Raw genomic sequence first — 13875 nt, forward strand, 5'->3', positions numbered from 1 at the left:
CCCTCACACTCACCCACGCCCACGCGGAGGCGCGAGCCCGCGACTGAGCGGGCGCACGCCCGCTTCACTCGCGGCAAGCCCAGGGCGTCACAGTCGTCCGAACATGGGAGGAGCACAGCGGATTCGGACATAAGGTATCGTTCCGATGCCCGAGTTGCATTACTCCGTTCAGTGGCCGTTGAAATGGTGTCACGCGGGCTACGATCCTGACGCGCGACAACTCAATGATCCATCGAAAGGAGTGCCATGCTCGGCACGCTGGTCATAACCAGTCTAATCCTGTCCTCGTTCGCCGCGCCCGCCGCCTCTCCGACAACGTCGGCGCCGACCGAAAAGATCACCCTCGACATCAGGACGATCAACGGCTCCGGCTGCCCGGCAGGAACGGCCACCGCAGCAGCGGACGTCGCGCCCGACAACACCTCTTTCACCGTGTACTACAAGAACTTCAAGGCGCGCGCCGGTGATGGCGCACCTGCCACCGACTTCCGCAAGAACTGCCAGATCAACGTCCTCGTGCACGTTCCCCAGGGCTTCACGTACGCGATCGCAAGCGTCAGCTATCGAGGTTTCGCACATCTTGAAAATGGCGCAAAAGGACTGGAACAGGCGAATTACTACTTCACCGGAACTAGCCCAACGGCGCGCATCGCGCACCCGCTGAACGGCCCATTCCACGGGGCATGGGAAATGACGGACACCGCGGACGTGCTCGTCTACGCGCCCTGCGCCGAGGAACGCAATCTGAACATCAACGCCGAACTACGCGTGAACGCGGACGCGGCCGCGGCGAATTCGGTCAGTTACATCGAAATGGACTCCGAGCACGGGAGCGTGGACACCATTTACCACTTCTCCTGGAAGCGCTGCTGAGCCCCACCCCCACGGAGCGCAGGCCGTGGTCCGTGAATGCCACATTGAGGAACTCTGATTCCCTCAATGTGGCATTCACGGACTTCACGACGAGCTGATTCAGACCGTCCCCCGCTCGACGGCCCGGCCCGTCATCCGGGACCGCAGGCCGTCCAGCAGCAGCTCCAGCGCCAGTTCGAAGTCGGCGGGCCCGCCCGGCGCCTTGTCGATCGCGCCGGCGCTCGCGGCCTGCAACGCCGTCTGCTCCTCCACGGTGTGCCCGAAGACGAGGTGCAGGAGCGCGCGAGTGCCGACGTCGACGAGATCATCGGGCAGGCCACCGTCCCGCAACGCCCTGCGCAGCTGGTTGGCGGGCTCGCCCGCGCCCAGCCCGAAGGTGTACCCCGCGACGACCACCTCAGCGCCGTCCCGGTAGGCGAGCATGGCGTCCCGCAGTTCGTCGCAGACCTCGACCACGCGCCGGTCCCACGCCCGGGCCCGGCGCGGCCGCCTGCCCCTGGCCAGAATCTCGTCGGCCACCGCGGCCAGCAGCGTCTGTTTGTTCGGCACATGGTGGTAGAGCGCACTCGGCTGCACGCCGAGGTCGGCGGCCAGCCGCCGCATCGTCAGCGACTCCAGCCCGTACTCGTCGAGCACCGTGATCGCCCGGTCCACGACGTCCTTCCGGTGATAGCGCACGCACACCCCTCCCGTTGACCTCTCGACTCCCCCAGTTTAACCTGAACGCAGTTCAGGTGAACGCCGTTCAGGTCGCGGAGCCACCCAACGCCGGGAGAAGAACCATGAAAACCGCCTTCCACCAGCTCGCCGAAGAGATCCTCGCCGGGATCCCTGCCACGCCCGAGGACGCCCTCGCGGTGCTGCGCGCCGACGACGCCGAGCTGATGTCGCTCGTCGCGGCCGCCGGCACCCTGCGCCGGGCCCACTTCGGCAACACGGTGAAGGTGAACTACCTCGTCAACCTCAAGTCGGGCCTGTGCCAGGAGAACTGCAACTACTGCTCGCAGGCGCTGGGTTCCAGCGCCTCGATCCTGAAGTACTCGTGGCTGTCCACCGACGAAGCGCTCCAGCAGGCCGGTGCCGGGCTGAGCGGCGGCGCGAGCCGGGTGTGCCTGGTCGCCTCCGGCCGCGGACCGTCCAATCGGGACATCGACAAGGTCACCTCGATGGTCGGCGAACTCAAGGAGCGCTACCCCGGCGTCGAGGTCTGCGCCTGCCTCGGCCTGCTCGCCGACGGCCAGGCCGAGCGCCTCAAGGAAGCCGGGGTGGACGCCTACAACCACAACATCAACACGGCCGAGAGCAACCACGAGAACATCGTCCAGACCCACACCTACGCCGATCGCGTGGCCACCGTGGAGAAGGCGAAGGGCGCGGGGATCTCGCCGTGCTCTGGCCTGATCGCCGGGCTCGGCGAGACCGACGAGCAGCTGGTGGAGGCGTTGTTCGCGCTCAAGGAACTCGACGCGGATTCGATCCCGGTCAACTTCCTCATGCCCTTCGACGGCACCCCGCTGGAGAACATCTGGACGCTCTCCCCCATTCGCTGCGTGAAGATCCTCGCGATGGCCCGTTTCGTCTGCCCGGACAAGGAAATCCGCATCGCAGGCGGCCGCGAGATGCACCTGCGCTCGCTGCAGCCGATCGCGTTGCACATCGCCAACTCGATCTTCCTCGGCGACTACCTCACCTCCGAAGGTCAGGAAGCCAAGACGGACCTGGAAATGATCCGTGACAACGGTTTCGTCGTGCTGGGCTCCGAGGAAGACCTCGCCCAGCGCGTCGAGCAGTCCGCCGACCCGGTGATCCGGCGGCGGGGCGCCGGGACCGACGTCCTGCCCAACGCGTGAGCGCCCCGGACCTGCTCGCGTTCGACCGTGAGCACCTGTGGCATCCCTACACGTCGATGACCGATCCGGTGCCGACGCGGCTGGTCACCGGCGCGTCCGGGAGCCGGATCACCCTCGACGGCGTCGGCGAGGTCGTCGACGGGATGGCGTCGTGGTGGTCGGCCATCCACGGCTACCGGCACCCGGTGCTCGACGAGGCGGTGCGCCGCCAGCTCGGCCGGATGGCGCACGTGATGTTCGGCGGCCTCACCCACGAGCCCGCGGTCGAGGTCGCCCGGCGCCTGATCGACCTCACGCCCGCCGGGCTGGACCGCGTTTTCCTCGCGGATTCCGGCTCGGTGAGCGTCGAGGTGGCGATGAAGATGTCGCTGCAGTACCAGCGCGGCACCGGCCGTCCGGAGCGAACCCGGTTTCTCACGGTGCGCGGCGGCTACCACGGCGACACCTTCGACTGCATGACCGTGTGCGATCCGGACGGCGGCATGCACACGATGTGGTCCGGAGTCCTGCCGCAGCAGGTGTTCGGCGAACGCCCGCCCCGCTCCGCGAACGACGTCGATGCGTGGGCGACGGGGTTCCGTGAGCTGGCCGCCGAACACGCCGACCGGCTCGCGGGCCTGATCGTGGAGCCGTTGCTGCAAGGTGCTGGGGGTATGCACCCGTACGCCGCCGACTGCCTCCGCGTCTTCCGTGAGGTCGCCGACGAGCACGGTCTCGTGCTGATCTTCGACGAGATCGCGACCGGTTTCGGCCGTACCGGAACGCTTTTCGCGTCCGAAGCCGCCGATGTTCGCCCGGACGTGTTGTGCGTCGGCAAGGCACTCACCGGCGGCTACCTGTCGATGGCGGCCGTCCTGTGCACGGCCGAGATCGCCCGCGGTCTTTCCGCCAGCGATTCCGGGGTTCTCATGCACGGCCCGACGTTCATGGGAAATCCGCTGGCCTGCGCGGTCGCGGCCGCCAGTCTCGACCTGCTCGCCGACGGGGATTGGGCGGCCGACGTCCGGCGGATCAACGCGGGATTGCAGGCGCTGCACCAGATCGAGGCTTCCGACGTGCGAGTGCTCGGCGCGGTCGGCGTGGTCCAGCTCGATCATCCCGTCGACACGGAGAAGGCGACCGACGCGGCACTGGCCCATGGCGTGTGGCTGCGCCCGTTCCGCGATCTGATCTACACCATGCCGCCGTATGTGTGCACGGAGGAGGACATCGCCGCGATCTGCGCGGGGATCGCGGCCGCCGCGGAGGTCGCATGACCGGCTGGACGGACTGGTTCGCCGAACAACGAGCCACACGCGAGGAAGCCGGGCTCCAGCGCACCTTGCGTCCGCGAGCGGCCGACGACGACGTCATCGACCTCGCAGGCAACGACTACCTGGGCTTGAGCCGCCACGCCGAGGTGCGCCGCGCGGCCGCCGAAGCCGCCTTGACCTGGGGCGCGGGCGCGGCGGCCTCCCGGCTGGTGACCGGCACGACGACACTGCACACCGAACTGGAACGCGAACTCGCCGAGTTCACCGGGCGCGCGGCGTCGCTGGTCTTCTCGACCGGCTACCACGCCAACCTCTCGGCCGTAACAGCGTTGGTGGACAAGCATTCCCTCGTCGTCTCCGACGCGCACGCACACGCCTCGCTCATCGACGCCGCCCGGCTTTCCCGCGCCGCGATCGAGGTCGTCCCGCACAACGACGTCGCGGCGGTGCGGGCCGCGCTGTCCCTGGCGAACGGCAGGCGGGCGATCGTGCTGACCGAGTCGATCTTCTCGGTGCTCGGCGACGCCGCCCCGATCGTCGAACTGGCCGGGGTCTGCGCCGAGCACGGCGCGCTGCTGCTCGTCGACGAGGCACACGGACTCGGGGTGGTCGGCGACGGCGGTCGCGGTCTCGTCCACGCGCGCGGTCTGGCCGGGCACCCGAACGTGGTGATGACCGCGACGCTGTCGAAATCCCTTGGTGCGATGGGCGGTGCGGTGCTCGGCCCGGCCGCGCTGATCGACCACCTCGTCAACCGGGCCCGTCCGTTCATCTTCGACACCGGCCTGGCGCCCGCGCCCGTCGCCGGTGCGTTGGCCGCGCTCCGCCTGCTGCGCCGGGAGCCCGATCTCCCTTCGCGGATTCACCTGCGTGGCGCGGAATTGGCCGACCGGCTCGGCGTGCGGCCGTCGGCGGGCGCGGTGCTCTCGGTCCCGATGCCTTCGCCGCAGTGTGCCGTCGCCGCCCAGGCTTCGGCGCTCGCGGCCGGAATCCGGGTCGGATGCTTCCGGCCGCCGTCGGTGCCCGACGGCGTCTCGCGGCTCCGGATCACCACCCAGCTCGGCGTCACCGAGGCTCAGTGGGAACACGCGGCGGACGCACTGGCCCGCATCGTCGGCGAGCGAATCTACGCGAACGCTGTCTCCACTGGATGAGGTCCATAACTCATAGCGAACTCATAGCGGACCGTCTTGTTCGGTCCAAGCCACCTGAGACGGGCGCAGCCCAGACACCAGGAACTCGTGAGCGGCCTTCCTGGCCGTCTCGACCGGGATCTCCGCGTCGGCCGGGTACTCCCGGGGGTTGTTCATGTAGTAGTACAGGACTTCCCCCCCGGGCGGGAGCGGGAATGTTCCGCCCCTCGAGTACGCCCCGTTCGGCGCGTCGTCGCCGACGTAGCGCAGGGTTGCCCGTTCGCCGTCCAACCCCACTTCGAGCCACGACTTGTCCGGATCGCCATCCGTGTACAGCTCGGCAAGCGTCGGACCGTTCATCGCCGCCACGGTGTCCAGAACTCGGTCGAGATCATCCGCTGTGGTGACTGTGGTCGCTCCGTTGGCGTTGCGGTCGTACCAGGCTTCGATCATGGCTTCTTTCCCTGTCCCAGGTAAGTTGTCCCCGTCGCTTGTCCGTCCGGCGAAGTCCCGTACACGGTGAGCGCGCTTCCTTGGGGCAAGATCTTAGGTAACAGCGTGTCACAGCCGAACGGCCCTATGCACACTTCGTTGTTGACAACCACAGTGGCGTTGGTGATGCCCTGATTCCGCATGTGAACGGCTAGCTTGACCTCAACGTCGGCGACTGTGGCGGGCATCCGCCGGGCTCCCTGGTCCTTGAAGAACTGGACGGCTGCGGCTTCCATCTCGTCGCGTCCACTCACGATGTGTCCTACGTCCCCCTCGCCCGAGCCGGCGACCCACTGCCCGTGCGTCTTTTGTCGCTCCTCCGGCTGGACAGGCCGGGGAAGCGCTCGTCTCAGCTCGTCGATGCGTGCTTGAGAAACCGGGGCGGGCTTCGCTTGCGCTGGTGTGGTGTGCACACCAGGTCGGCCACGGGCGATCGTCCGCTGTGCCTGCGGAGCGGCTTGCGCATTCGATGGGCTCTGCGCTCGTCCTAGGCTCGCCAGATAGGCCCGTAGCCCTTCAGCGATCTCGCTGATCTGCCCGGCCTGCTGCTCAGCCTCCGCTCGGGCTTGCTCGAACATCGCCGGAATGTCGGCGATCGCACTCCCTGCCGTCTGCGCGGCGAGGATCGTAGCCGCCTCGGCGACGCCTGCGGCAGCGTGGATGGCCGCCTCCTGCGCGGCATCGATCGCTGCGATCGCCTTGGTTACCGCGGCGACAAGGTCGGCTAGAGCGCTCACGCCTCAGCCCCCTCAAACCCGAGGAATAGCGTTGCGACCAGGTTCTACCGGCCGGAACGCTCACGAGCCCTTCGGCGCTCCTGATGCGCGGCGGTCATGCGCCCCAATGTGGCGTTCGGTGCGTTGGACGCACCGAACGCCACATTGGGGCGTTTGAACCGTTAGGCGAAGGCCAGGGCGTCGAACTCGCGGTAGCGGACGCCGGTGTGGAAGGCCGTCAGCTCCGACTCGGTGAACACCAGCTCGACATCGCCACCGGAGGCGGCGGTCGCCTTGCGGAACGCCCAGCAACCGTCCGCCCGGCGCGTCACCACGAGGACACCGCGACTGTCGATACCCGCCCGGACGTCATCCTGGTAGGCGTCGAACTCGTCCTCGGTCAGCACCAGACGGTGATCGTCCGGCGCACCGAAGACCTTCTTGTCGTCACGGATCTCGACACGGCCGTTCCGCCGGGCGACCCGCACGCAGTCCTTGTCGGGGTTGCTCGCGGTGGCCTTGCGGAAATCGTCCTCGCGGAAGGCCTTCGGGGTGACAGGGTTCATCTATGTTTCTCCTAGCGGGACGGGGATGAGGATCGGTCCTTGAGGCCGCGAGAGACCTCGCGCAGGAACTTCCTGGTTTCCTCGAACTTGAGCGCGGCGTTGGTGAGCCGAGCCCAAGCGGCTTCGTATGCCTTCAGCGCCTTTTTGTCGTCGAGGTAGCGGATCTCGGCTTCGCCCTCGATGTAGGCAAGCTCCAGCGGACCCGCGACGCCCGGCGAAGGCACTCGCATCAACGTGAATCGGGAAGCGACCGGTGAGCGGCGGCCAAGCGGCTGATCGAACGGCATCAGCTGAAGGTGAATGTTCCGCCGGTTGGACAGCTTGATCAGGTGGTCGATCTGCTCACGCATCACGTCGGCATCGCCCCAGACGCGGCGAATACACGACTCGGAGAGCACGAACTGCAAGATGGGCGGCTCGTCCTTGTCGAGGATGTCCTGCCGCGCCAGCCGAGCCGTAATGCGATCTTCCAGGGTGACGTCACTGAGTGCGGGCGCGTCCTCGTGCTGAGCGCGGACATAGGCCTCGCACTGAAGAAGCCCGGGAACGACCTCGACCTCAAGCACCCGCAGCTGGTCGGCGTGCTTTTCCAGATCGATGCGGAGGCGGATCTCTTCGGCGTAGGCGCGGTTGTGGCCGGTGGTCCAGAAGCCGCGCTTGTGCGCGTCGCGGCGCAGGTCGCGGAGGGACTGCTGGTAGCCCTCGTCGGTGAAGCCCAGCTTCCCGGCCAGCAACACGAGGTCTCCGGGCGAGATGCTGCCGCCGCCCTGGATCAGGCTGGAGATCCGCGCCTGACTGGTCTCGATGAGCTCGGCGGCATCGGCCTGGGAAATGCCCGCTACCTCGATCATGTGCGCGATCTCGTGCCCGAGCAGCAGTTTCCGGGCCGTACGAACAGTGGCTGCCATCGACATGGCCTCTCCAGGTATTCGACGAGCGGCGCCGTCTGGATCGGCCGGACCTCCCTTCCGGGAGAGCCTATCGTCCGACGCCACTCGAACGGATGGGGTACCAAAGCTTGATATTCAGACTTAAGTCGTTCAAGCTAGGTTCGTCAAGTTCGGGTCACACTAGCTGAGTAGCGAAGCTAGCGCATCGGGGAGGACACCATGGAGTCAGGGCCGATTTCCTTGACCAGCAAGCGAAAGCGGGGACGGCACTCATGACGTGCGTCCTGGCCCCGGCGCGATCCCGTCGCACCGCGTACGGCTACATGCAGGTGCCGAACACCGCCGCGGACGAGAAGGTGTGCCTGCTGGAGCAGGCCCTGCGCGACTTCGCCTACGACCACGGACTTCGGCTGGCCGGTCTGTTCTTCGAGTTCTCCCGCGGTTCGCACAAGGCGTTCGACGAGCTCCTCGCCACCCTGCGCCGGGACGACACGCACTACGTCGTGGTTCCGACCTGGCAGCACCTCGCACGGAGCCTGCTCCTGCAGAACCTCATGCTGGAACAGCTGGAGTCCACGGCAGGCGCCGAGGTCTTCGTGCTCCGCGAGAGCCAGGAGCAAGCCGGGCCGGAGCTGTCATGGGCGCGGTGATCCATGTCGATCCCGCGGCGATTCACCCGGTCGTGGAAGGCGTGTGGCATCACGCGCGGCTGACGCGAGTGCCCGAGCCCGGCGAGGTCATCACCATGCTGTGCGGCGCCTCCGCGGCCGCCGAGTTCGAGCAGTCGGGCAGGCGAGACGCCCACGGCGCGCCGCACACCTGCTGGGCGTGCGACCTGATCTACCGCCGCGAACACGGCCTGGACGTCTGGCCCGGCCATCCCGCCCTCCACGGACGACCGGTGCCCCACCCCCGCGGCACCACCCGAGGGGCGGCGCATCGAGCATGACCAGCGAAAGGAATCCGGTGGAGAACGAACAGAATCCGGTGGTACGCGAGCACCGTGCCACCCCCGCCGCCGTCGCGCTGGGGCTGGGCCTGCGCGCCGCGCGGGAGGAACGCGGAGTACGCCTGCGCGCGCTGGCCGGAGTGCTGGGCCTCGAGCCCGCCACCGTGTCGACGATCGAACGGGCGACCAGGACACCCAGCGTCGAATACGTCACCCGGGTGCTCGGTTTCCTTGCGGTCAAAGGAAACGAGTACCGGCGGCTGATGCTGCTCGCGCAGCACCTCAAGATGCCGAACTGGGTCGATCCCGGCCCCGTCGAGTACCCGGCGCTGCTGCTCGAGTACGAGCGGACCGCGACCACGATGCTGACCTGGGCACCGCGCGTGGTCCCCGATCTGGTCCAGACGCCCGACTACGCCCGCGCGGTGCTGGACTCGGAAATCCTCACCGGCGACGAGGTGGCGCAGGGCCTCATGATGCGGCTGGTCCGGCACGAGGCGGCGCTCGCGGGCGACGCCCCGGGTGCGGTGACCATCCTGCTGGCGGACAACGTGCTGGAGCACCGGGTCGGCGGCCGCGGTGTCCTCAAAGGACAGCTCGGCCACCTGCTCTCCCTGATGGAAGAGGGCCTGGTCGAGGTGCACATCGTGCCCGCAGAGCCGGCGGGCCAGCCGGGGCTGCTCAGCCCGTTCACGATGTTCGGCTTCCCCACCCGCATCCCGGTGGTCGGCGTCTGCCACGACCATTTCTACGCCTACGTCACCGAACAGAGCGCCATCGACCGGTACCAGGCGACCGCGGAACGCCTGCTGGAGCGAGCGCTCGACGAGCCGACAACCCACGCCCGCATCAGCGAAATCATCGCCAAGACGTGACCACGCCCCGCAGGGCCTGCTTGTCGGGTTTGCCCAGCGGGGTCGTGGGCAGGGCGTCCAGTACCGTGAAGGTGGCGGGCACCGCGTCCGCGGCGAGCCGATCGGTGGCCCACTCGCGCAACTGCCCGCAATCGACGCCTTTCGCGACAACGAACGCGTGAATCGCTTCGCCGGTCCGGTCATCGGGGGCGCCGACGACCGCGGCTTCCCGGACCGCCGGGTGCCCGGTCAACGCGTCCTCGATCGGGCCGGCGTAGTGGTTGTAGCCGTTGACGATGATCATGTCCTTGAGCCTGCCCACCAGGTAGAGGTAACCGTCGGCGTCGAAGCGGCCGAGGTCGCCGGTGTGCAGCCAGCCGTCGCGCAGCGTCGTGGCCGTCAGCTCCGGCCGTTTCCAGTAGCCCGGCATCACCGAGCCGCCCCTGACGCACACCTCGCCGACCTCACCGACGGGCACCGTGGTCCCGTCCGCCGCGCGCAGTTCGACGGAGACCCCCGGCAGCGGTTTGCCGACCGAGGCCAGCAGTTCGGGACGATCCGCCATCGCGGCGGCGTGATCGGCGGCGTCGAGCATCGCGATCGCGGGCGCCTCGGTGGTCGCGTAGGTCTGCAGCAGTCTCGGGCCGAACCGGTCCAGCGCCTGGCGCAGCCGGACGGGTGCGATCGGCGCACTTCCGTAAGTGAGGAACTGCAGGGTCCCGAGATCCGCGTCGGTGTGATCAAGCAACCGGTACAGCCATGACGGGTAGAGATAGGTGACCGCGAACGGGGCTCGGCGAACCGCTTCGACGAACTCGGCGGGGTGGAAACCGTCGAGGATCTCGACGGTGGCGCCGAACCGGAGCATGTTCAAGGCCGCGTCGCCGGAGCCGTGCGCGAAGGGCGTGACGAGCAGGAATCGCAGGCCTTCCGGCATTTCGGCGGCACCGGTCCCCCACGAACGGGTGGCCGCCCCGAGTGCCTGATAGGTGCTCGGTACCCCCTTGGGACAGCCCGTGGTGCCGCTGGTGTAGAGCACCCGCGCGACGTCCTGCTCGCGCGCGGCCACCGGCAGCGGGTCCTCCGGTTCGGCCCGCGCGGCCGCGGTCAGCTCGTCCACCGTCAGTACCAGCGGCAGGTCCACGTCGAGCGGTTCGGCGGAAACCAGCGCGACGGCACCCGAGTCGGCGGCCACGTCCCGCGGGTCCGTCAGCCCGGGCACCAACGGGGTGAGGCGCAGGCCGAGCAGGAACGCGGCGAACCGGCAGGTGAACGCCTCCGGGCGGTTGCCGGCGATGAGCAGCAAGCCGTCGCCGCGCCGCAGGCCGTACCGCCGCAATGCCCGCGCGGTCCGATACACGGCCGCGAGCAACTCGGCATAGCCCAGCTCACGACCTCGGCAGGACAGCGCGACCTTTCCCCGGTGTGCCGCCAGTGCTTCGAGCGCACTGCTGACGTACCACGCTGGAGCGTCCTCGGCCATCGTCGCCCTCCTCATTAATCTAACGCCATTAGATAAATGGTAGGGTACGGCGATCTTCATGACGTCCGCAAGGAGGTGGCATGCCGCCGCGACGAGGCAGGCCACCCGCGTCCGAGGCCAAACTGCGCCCGGACGCCATCGTGGCCGCCGCGCTGGCGACGTTGCAGGCCGAAGGGCTGGACGGGCTCACGATGGGACGGGTCGCCGACCGGCTCGGGGTTCGCACGGCTTCGCTGTACTGGCACGTCCGCAACAAGGAGGAACTCCTCGACCTGCTCGTCGACGCGGTCGCCGCGGCGCAGGACCTCTCCCGGCACGTCGACCCGGAGGACTGGCGCGTCAGCCTCGTCGCGATCATGCGGGCGATGCGGCAGCACATGCTCGGCTACCGCGATTCGTCCCGGCTGTTCGCCGGACGGTTCAGCACCGCGCCCGGCCAGGTGCGCAACATCGAGACGATCCTCGGCGTGCTGCGCGGCGCCGGACTGTCCACTCGCGACTCCGCGTACATGACGTTCCTGTTGTCCACCTTCCTGATCGGGTTCGTCGACGGGGAGCAGGCACCGCTCTCCGCGGCGGTCAGCGGCGGCCGTTCCGCACGGTCCTATTTGGACGAACTCGGGGGCGCGCTGGCGTCGCTGCCCGCGGACTCGTTCCCGCATCTCGTCGCCTCGGCCGCCGACCTGGTCGCGCCGGATCTGGACAGCCGGTTCGAATTCGCCCTCGACCGGTTGCTGGACGGTGTCGAGGCGCTCAGGGAAGGCCGTGGACACTGACAGGCCACCCGGACACCGTGCGTTGCCCTACCGCATCGCGTCGGCGAACGGTCCCAGCCCGGGTATCGTCGCGAATTGCCCCGCGTAGACGAAGTACGCGATCAGTATCCCGGCGAATGCCGCCGCGGGGCCGTCCAAGCGCAGCGGGGGCATTTGTTCGCTTGACATTTCGGTCAACCCGGCATAGGGATCGACGCGCATCTCGGTCACACTGGCGTGAGCGATCCAGTTCCACTCCCCGTTTTCCTGTATCCAGGTCGATCGGTCGGTGACGACTACGCGCAACGGGCCACAAGCGCGCCACTGCGGGGCCGACTGGTTCATCGCCTGTCGCCGGCTCGCGGAGTTGCGCCATCTGTTGACGGCCATCCCGGCAAGACCCAGGATCGGAGCCCCCTTCAAGATCAGGGAGGGTGAGGTGTCGTAGATCTTGTACTGGACGTCCTCGGAAAGGTAGACACCGAGGTGAACGACCTGGTCCATGAGTACCGGGCCGTCAAGGCGCAGGCTGGTCGGGACCTCGTACGGAGCGTGCCCCGAAGCCAGATGCGAGAACAGTTGCCAAGCCACCTGAGGGGGAGGCTGGTTTCCGGGCTGGGACACCGAAACTCTCCTACGCAGAGCTGGCGACGGCAGGTCGATGCTAGGCCAACCAGCGGCAATTGTGTACCGGCACCGCCCACCGGGCGAGGGCTCGAATGAGCGGGGGTTGCGGGTCGGTCGGTCGCCGATCCATTGCCACGGCGGAATGGTGCCGCTCAATTCCGCGTGGCACCGAAGATGACCATGGTGCCCGGCGTTTCGGCGACATCATACAAATGGCCTAATCGTTGTTCAGTGCACGCAAGGAATCTCCTGGCGACGCCACCCCGCCTGGCCGACGCGCCGGCCCGGCTGCGCACGGTCTGCCGCTGCCGCAGCACGCCGAGGCTCGCCTCGGTACCCGCCCGGCCGGGCCCGTCGAAGGTCGGTGCCACGTGGTGAACCGGCGCCGGGATTCCTCTTTGGACACCGACGGCGGGCTTGCCCTCCGGCGGACGTGCGGCACACTGGATGACATGCCTCGTTCCACCGCTGCCGCCGCCACTGTCGACGCCGCCGACGTCGACGCCGTCACCGATGCCGTGCTGACCGCGTCCCGGCTGCTGGTGGGCGTGTCCGTCCGCTCCATCGCGGCGGCGGGCGACACCATCACGCTGCCGCAGTTCCGGCTGCTGGTGGTGCTGCACACCCGGGGCCCGCTCAAGCACGCCGCGCTGGCCGAGCACCTCGGCGTGACCCCGTCGACGGCGAGCCGGATGGTGGACCGGCTCGTCACGGTCGGCATGGTCGAGCGGCTCAGCAGCCCGACCTCACGCCGCGAAATCGTCCTCGAACTCACCCGCGAGGGCACCAAGGTCGTCCGCCAGGTGACCGCCCGCAGGCGCAAGGAGATCGCCAAGATCGTCGCCAGGATGCCCGACCGCGCCCGCCACGGCCTCGTCGAAGTGCTGACGGCGTTCGCAGAGGCGGGTGACGAGCCGCCGGCCGGCACGAGCCTGGAAGGCATCTGGGCCTGAGCGCTCCCGATTTCGCCCGTACGGTCCGGTTTCCGCGGCCGGATCGTCCTCTTTCCACGAAACACCCCGTGCAACTGTTGTATGCACGAATGGTGTGGATCCGACGGCGCCGAACAGCCGAACCGGCCGCCCCGGCTTGGGACCGAACGGCGCTAGGCCCGCGGTCCCGCTTCGGCGACACTGAGCGGGTTCCGGTGTGGCTCGGCGGCCCATCCGCCGGAACCGCCGACGGCACGGTGCTCCTCGTCGCCCCAGGCGGACCGGGTCACCCGGCTACCCGGGCGACCCGGTCACCGAGCGACGCCATCGTCGCACCCCACGCCGATGCCAGCACCTGGGACGACCAGCCCCTCCGCGACCCCGTGTCCACAAAGGACTCTTGCGCCGGTAAGGCCACCTTGCGGGCGTCTGACGCCCCCAAAGTTGGCGTAACCGCCTAACAAAAGCGGCGAGATTTGGGGCGGTTTTTGGGATTTTTTGG

The 13875-nt window shown here is 68.3% G+C and carries 17 protein-coding genes; 10 read left to right on the forward strand and 7 right to left on the reverse strand.

Annotated elements, in window-relative coordinates; translation table 11 throughout:
* Nucleotides 1–246: 246 nt before the first annotated feature.
* Nucleotides 247–873 (forward strand): DUF4360 domain-containing protein, encoded by a 627-nt coding sequence (locus tag ACFWY9_RS32485; protein WP_378326871.1) that lies wholly within the window; start codon nucleotides 247–249, stop codon nucleotides 871–873.
* Nucleotides 874–972: 99 nt separating this feature from the next.
* Here the strand turns inward: ACFWY9_RS32485 and ACFWY9_RS32490 are convergent, their stop codons facing one another.
* Complete coding sequence (locus ACFWY9_RS32490) at nucleotides 973–1551, reverse strand: TetR/AcrR family transcriptional regulator C-terminal domain-containing protein (protein ID WP_378326872.1); 579 nt, start codon at nucleotides 1549–1551, stop codon at nucleotides 973–975.
* 104 nt (nucleotides 1552–1655) lie between these two features.
* On the opposite strand from ACFWY9_RS32490, the gene bioB reads away from it, so the two are divergent.
* The 3 genes from bioB to ACFWY9_RS32505 are packed head-to-tail and all read left to right on the forward strand — an operon-like array spanning nucleotide 1656 to nucleotide 5130.
* The gene (bioB, locus tag ACFWY9_RS32495; protein WP_378340654.1) at nucleotides 1656–2723 is read left to right on the forward strand and encodes a biotin synthase BioB; all 1068 of its coding nucleotides are present in this window, start codon (nucleotides 1656–1658) and stop codon (nucleotides 2721–2723) included.
* On the forward strand, nucleotides 2720–3979 hold the full coding sequence (locus ACFWY9_RS32500; protein ID WP_378340655.1) for an adenosylmethionine--8-amino-7-oxononanoate transaminase: 1260 nt from the start codon (nucleotides 2720–2722) through the stop codon (nucleotides 3977–3979). Before bioB ends, ACFWY9_RS32500 begins: the two co-directional genes overlap by 4 nt.
* Nucleotides 3976–5130, forward strand: a complete 1155-nt coding sequence (locus tag ACFWY9_RS32505; RefSeq protein ID WP_378326875.1) for an 8-amino-7-oxononanoate synthase — start codon at nucleotides 3976–3978, stop codon at nucleotides 5128–5130. Before ACFWY9_RS32500 ends, ACFWY9_RS32505 begins: the two co-directional genes overlap by 4 nt.
* A gap of 21 nt (nucleotides 5131–5151) precedes the next feature.
* Here ACFWY9_RS32505 and ACFWY9_RS32510 read toward each other — a convergent pair whose 3' ends face one another.
* From ACFWY9_RS32510 to ACFWY9_RS32525, 4 genes are all read right to left on the reverse strand, one after another.
* Complete coding sequence (locus ACFWY9_RS32510; RefSeq protein WP_378326876.1) at nucleotides 5152–5562, reverse strand: Imm1 family immunity protein; 411 nt, start codon at nucleotides 5560–5562, stop codon at nucleotides 5152–5154.
* On the reverse strand, nucleotides 5559–6338 hold the full coding sequence (locus tag ACFWY9_RS32515) for a DddA-like double-stranded DNA deaminase toxin (RefSeq protein ID WP_378326877.1): 780 nt from the start codon (nucleotides 6336–6338) through the stop codon (nucleotides 5559–5561). The genes ACFWY9_RS32510 and ACFWY9_RS32515 overlap by 4 nt, the downstream gene beginning before the upstream one ends.
* A gap of 161 nt (nucleotides 6339–6499) precedes the next feature.
* Complete coding sequence (locus tag ACFWY9_RS32520; protein WP_378331748.1) at nucleotides 6500–6883, reverse strand: DUF397 domain-containing protein; 384 nt, start codon at nucleotides 6881–6883, stop codon at nucleotides 6500–6502.
* 11 nt (nucleotides 6884–6894) lie between these two features.
* Nucleotides 6895–7797 (reverse strand): helix-turn-helix domain-containing protein, encoded by a 903-nt coding sequence (locus ACFWY9_RS32525; RefSeq protein WP_378331749.1) that lies wholly within the window; start codon nucleotides 7795–7797, stop codon nucleotides 6895–6897.
* Nucleotides 7798–8045: 248 nt separating this feature from the next.
* On the opposite strand from ACFWY9_RS32525, the gene ACFWY9_RS32530 reads away from it, so the two are divergent.
* From ACFWY9_RS32530 to ACFWY9_RS32540, 3 genes are read left to right on the forward strand one after another with little or no spacing between them, the layout of a single operon-like run.
* Nucleotides 8046–8423, forward strand: coding sequence for a recombinase family protein (locus ACFWY9_RS32530; protein ID WP_378331750.1), 378 nt, complete (start codon nucleotides 8046–8048; stop codon nucleotides 8421–8423).
* Nucleotides 8411–8722 (forward strand): hypothetical protein, encoded by a 312-nt coding sequence (locus tag ACFWY9_RS32535; protein ID WP_378331751.1) that lies wholly within the window; start codon nucleotides 8411–8413, stop codon nucleotides 8720–8722. The genes ACFWY9_RS32530 and ACFWY9_RS32535 overlap by 13 nt, the downstream gene beginning before the upstream one ends.
* Nucleotides 8719–9597: a helix-turn-helix domain-containing protein gene (locus ACFWY9_RS32540; RefSeq protein ID WP_378340656.1), complete on the forward strand. Its 879-nt coding sequence runs from the start codon at nucleotides 8719–8721 to the stop codon at nucleotides 9595–9597. The genes ACFWY9_RS32535 and ACFWY9_RS32540 overlap by 4 nt, the downstream gene beginning before the upstream one ends.
* Here the strand turns inward: ACFWY9_RS32540 and ACFWY9_RS32545 are convergent.
* Nucleotides 9581–11059, reverse strand: a complete 1479-nt coding sequence (locus ACFWY9_RS32545; protein ID WP_378331753.1) for an AMP-binding protein — start codon at nucleotides 11057–11059, stop codon at nucleotides 9581–9583. The two genes, ACFWY9_RS32540 and ACFWY9_RS32545, sit on opposite strands and share 17 nt — an antisense overlap.
* 80 nt (nucleotides 11060–11139) lie before the next feature.
* Here ACFWY9_RS32545 and ACFWY9_RS32550 point away from each other — a divergent pair, with 80 nt between their 5' ends.
* Nucleotides 11140–11835, forward strand: coding sequence for a TetR/AcrR family transcriptional regulator C-terminal domain-containing protein (locus tag ACFWY9_RS32550; protein WP_378331754.1), 696 nt, complete (start codon nucleotides 11140–11142; stop codon nucleotides 11833–11835).
* 27 nt (nucleotides 11836–11862) lie between these two features.
* Here the strand turns inward: ACFWY9_RS32550 and ACFWY9_RS32555 are convergent, their stop codons facing one another.
* A complete protein-coding gene (locus tag ACFWY9_RS32555) occupies nucleotides 11863–12405 on the reverse strand; it encodes a hypothetical protein (protein ID WP_378331755.1) in 543 nt (180 codons plus the stop codon).
* A gap of 267 nt (nucleotides 12406–12672) precedes the next feature.
* On the opposite strand from ACFWY9_RS32555, the gene ACFWY9_RS32560 reads away from it, so the two are divergent.
* Both ACFWY9_RS32560 and ACFWY9_RS32565 read left to right on the forward strand, forming a co-directional pair.
* Nucleotides 12673–12819, forward strand: coding sequence for a hypothetical protein (locus tag ACFWY9_RS32560; RefSeq protein ID WP_378331756.1), 147 nt, complete (start codon nucleotides 12673–12675; stop codon nucleotides 12817–12819).
* 74 nt (nucleotides 12820–12893) lie between these two features.
* Nucleotides 12894–13394, forward strand: coding sequence for a MarR family winged helix-turn-helix transcriptional regulator (locus ACFWY9_RS32565; protein WP_378331757.1), 501 nt, complete (start codon nucleotides 12894–12896; stop codon nucleotides 13392–13394).
* The last annotated feature ends 481 nt before the right edge of the window (nucleotides 13395–13875 follow it).

Source organism: Amycolatopsis sp. NPDC059027 (assembly GCF_042739735.1).
Lineage (GTDB): Bacteria > Actinomycetota > Actinomycetes > Mycobacteriales > Pseudonocardiaceae > Amycolatopsis.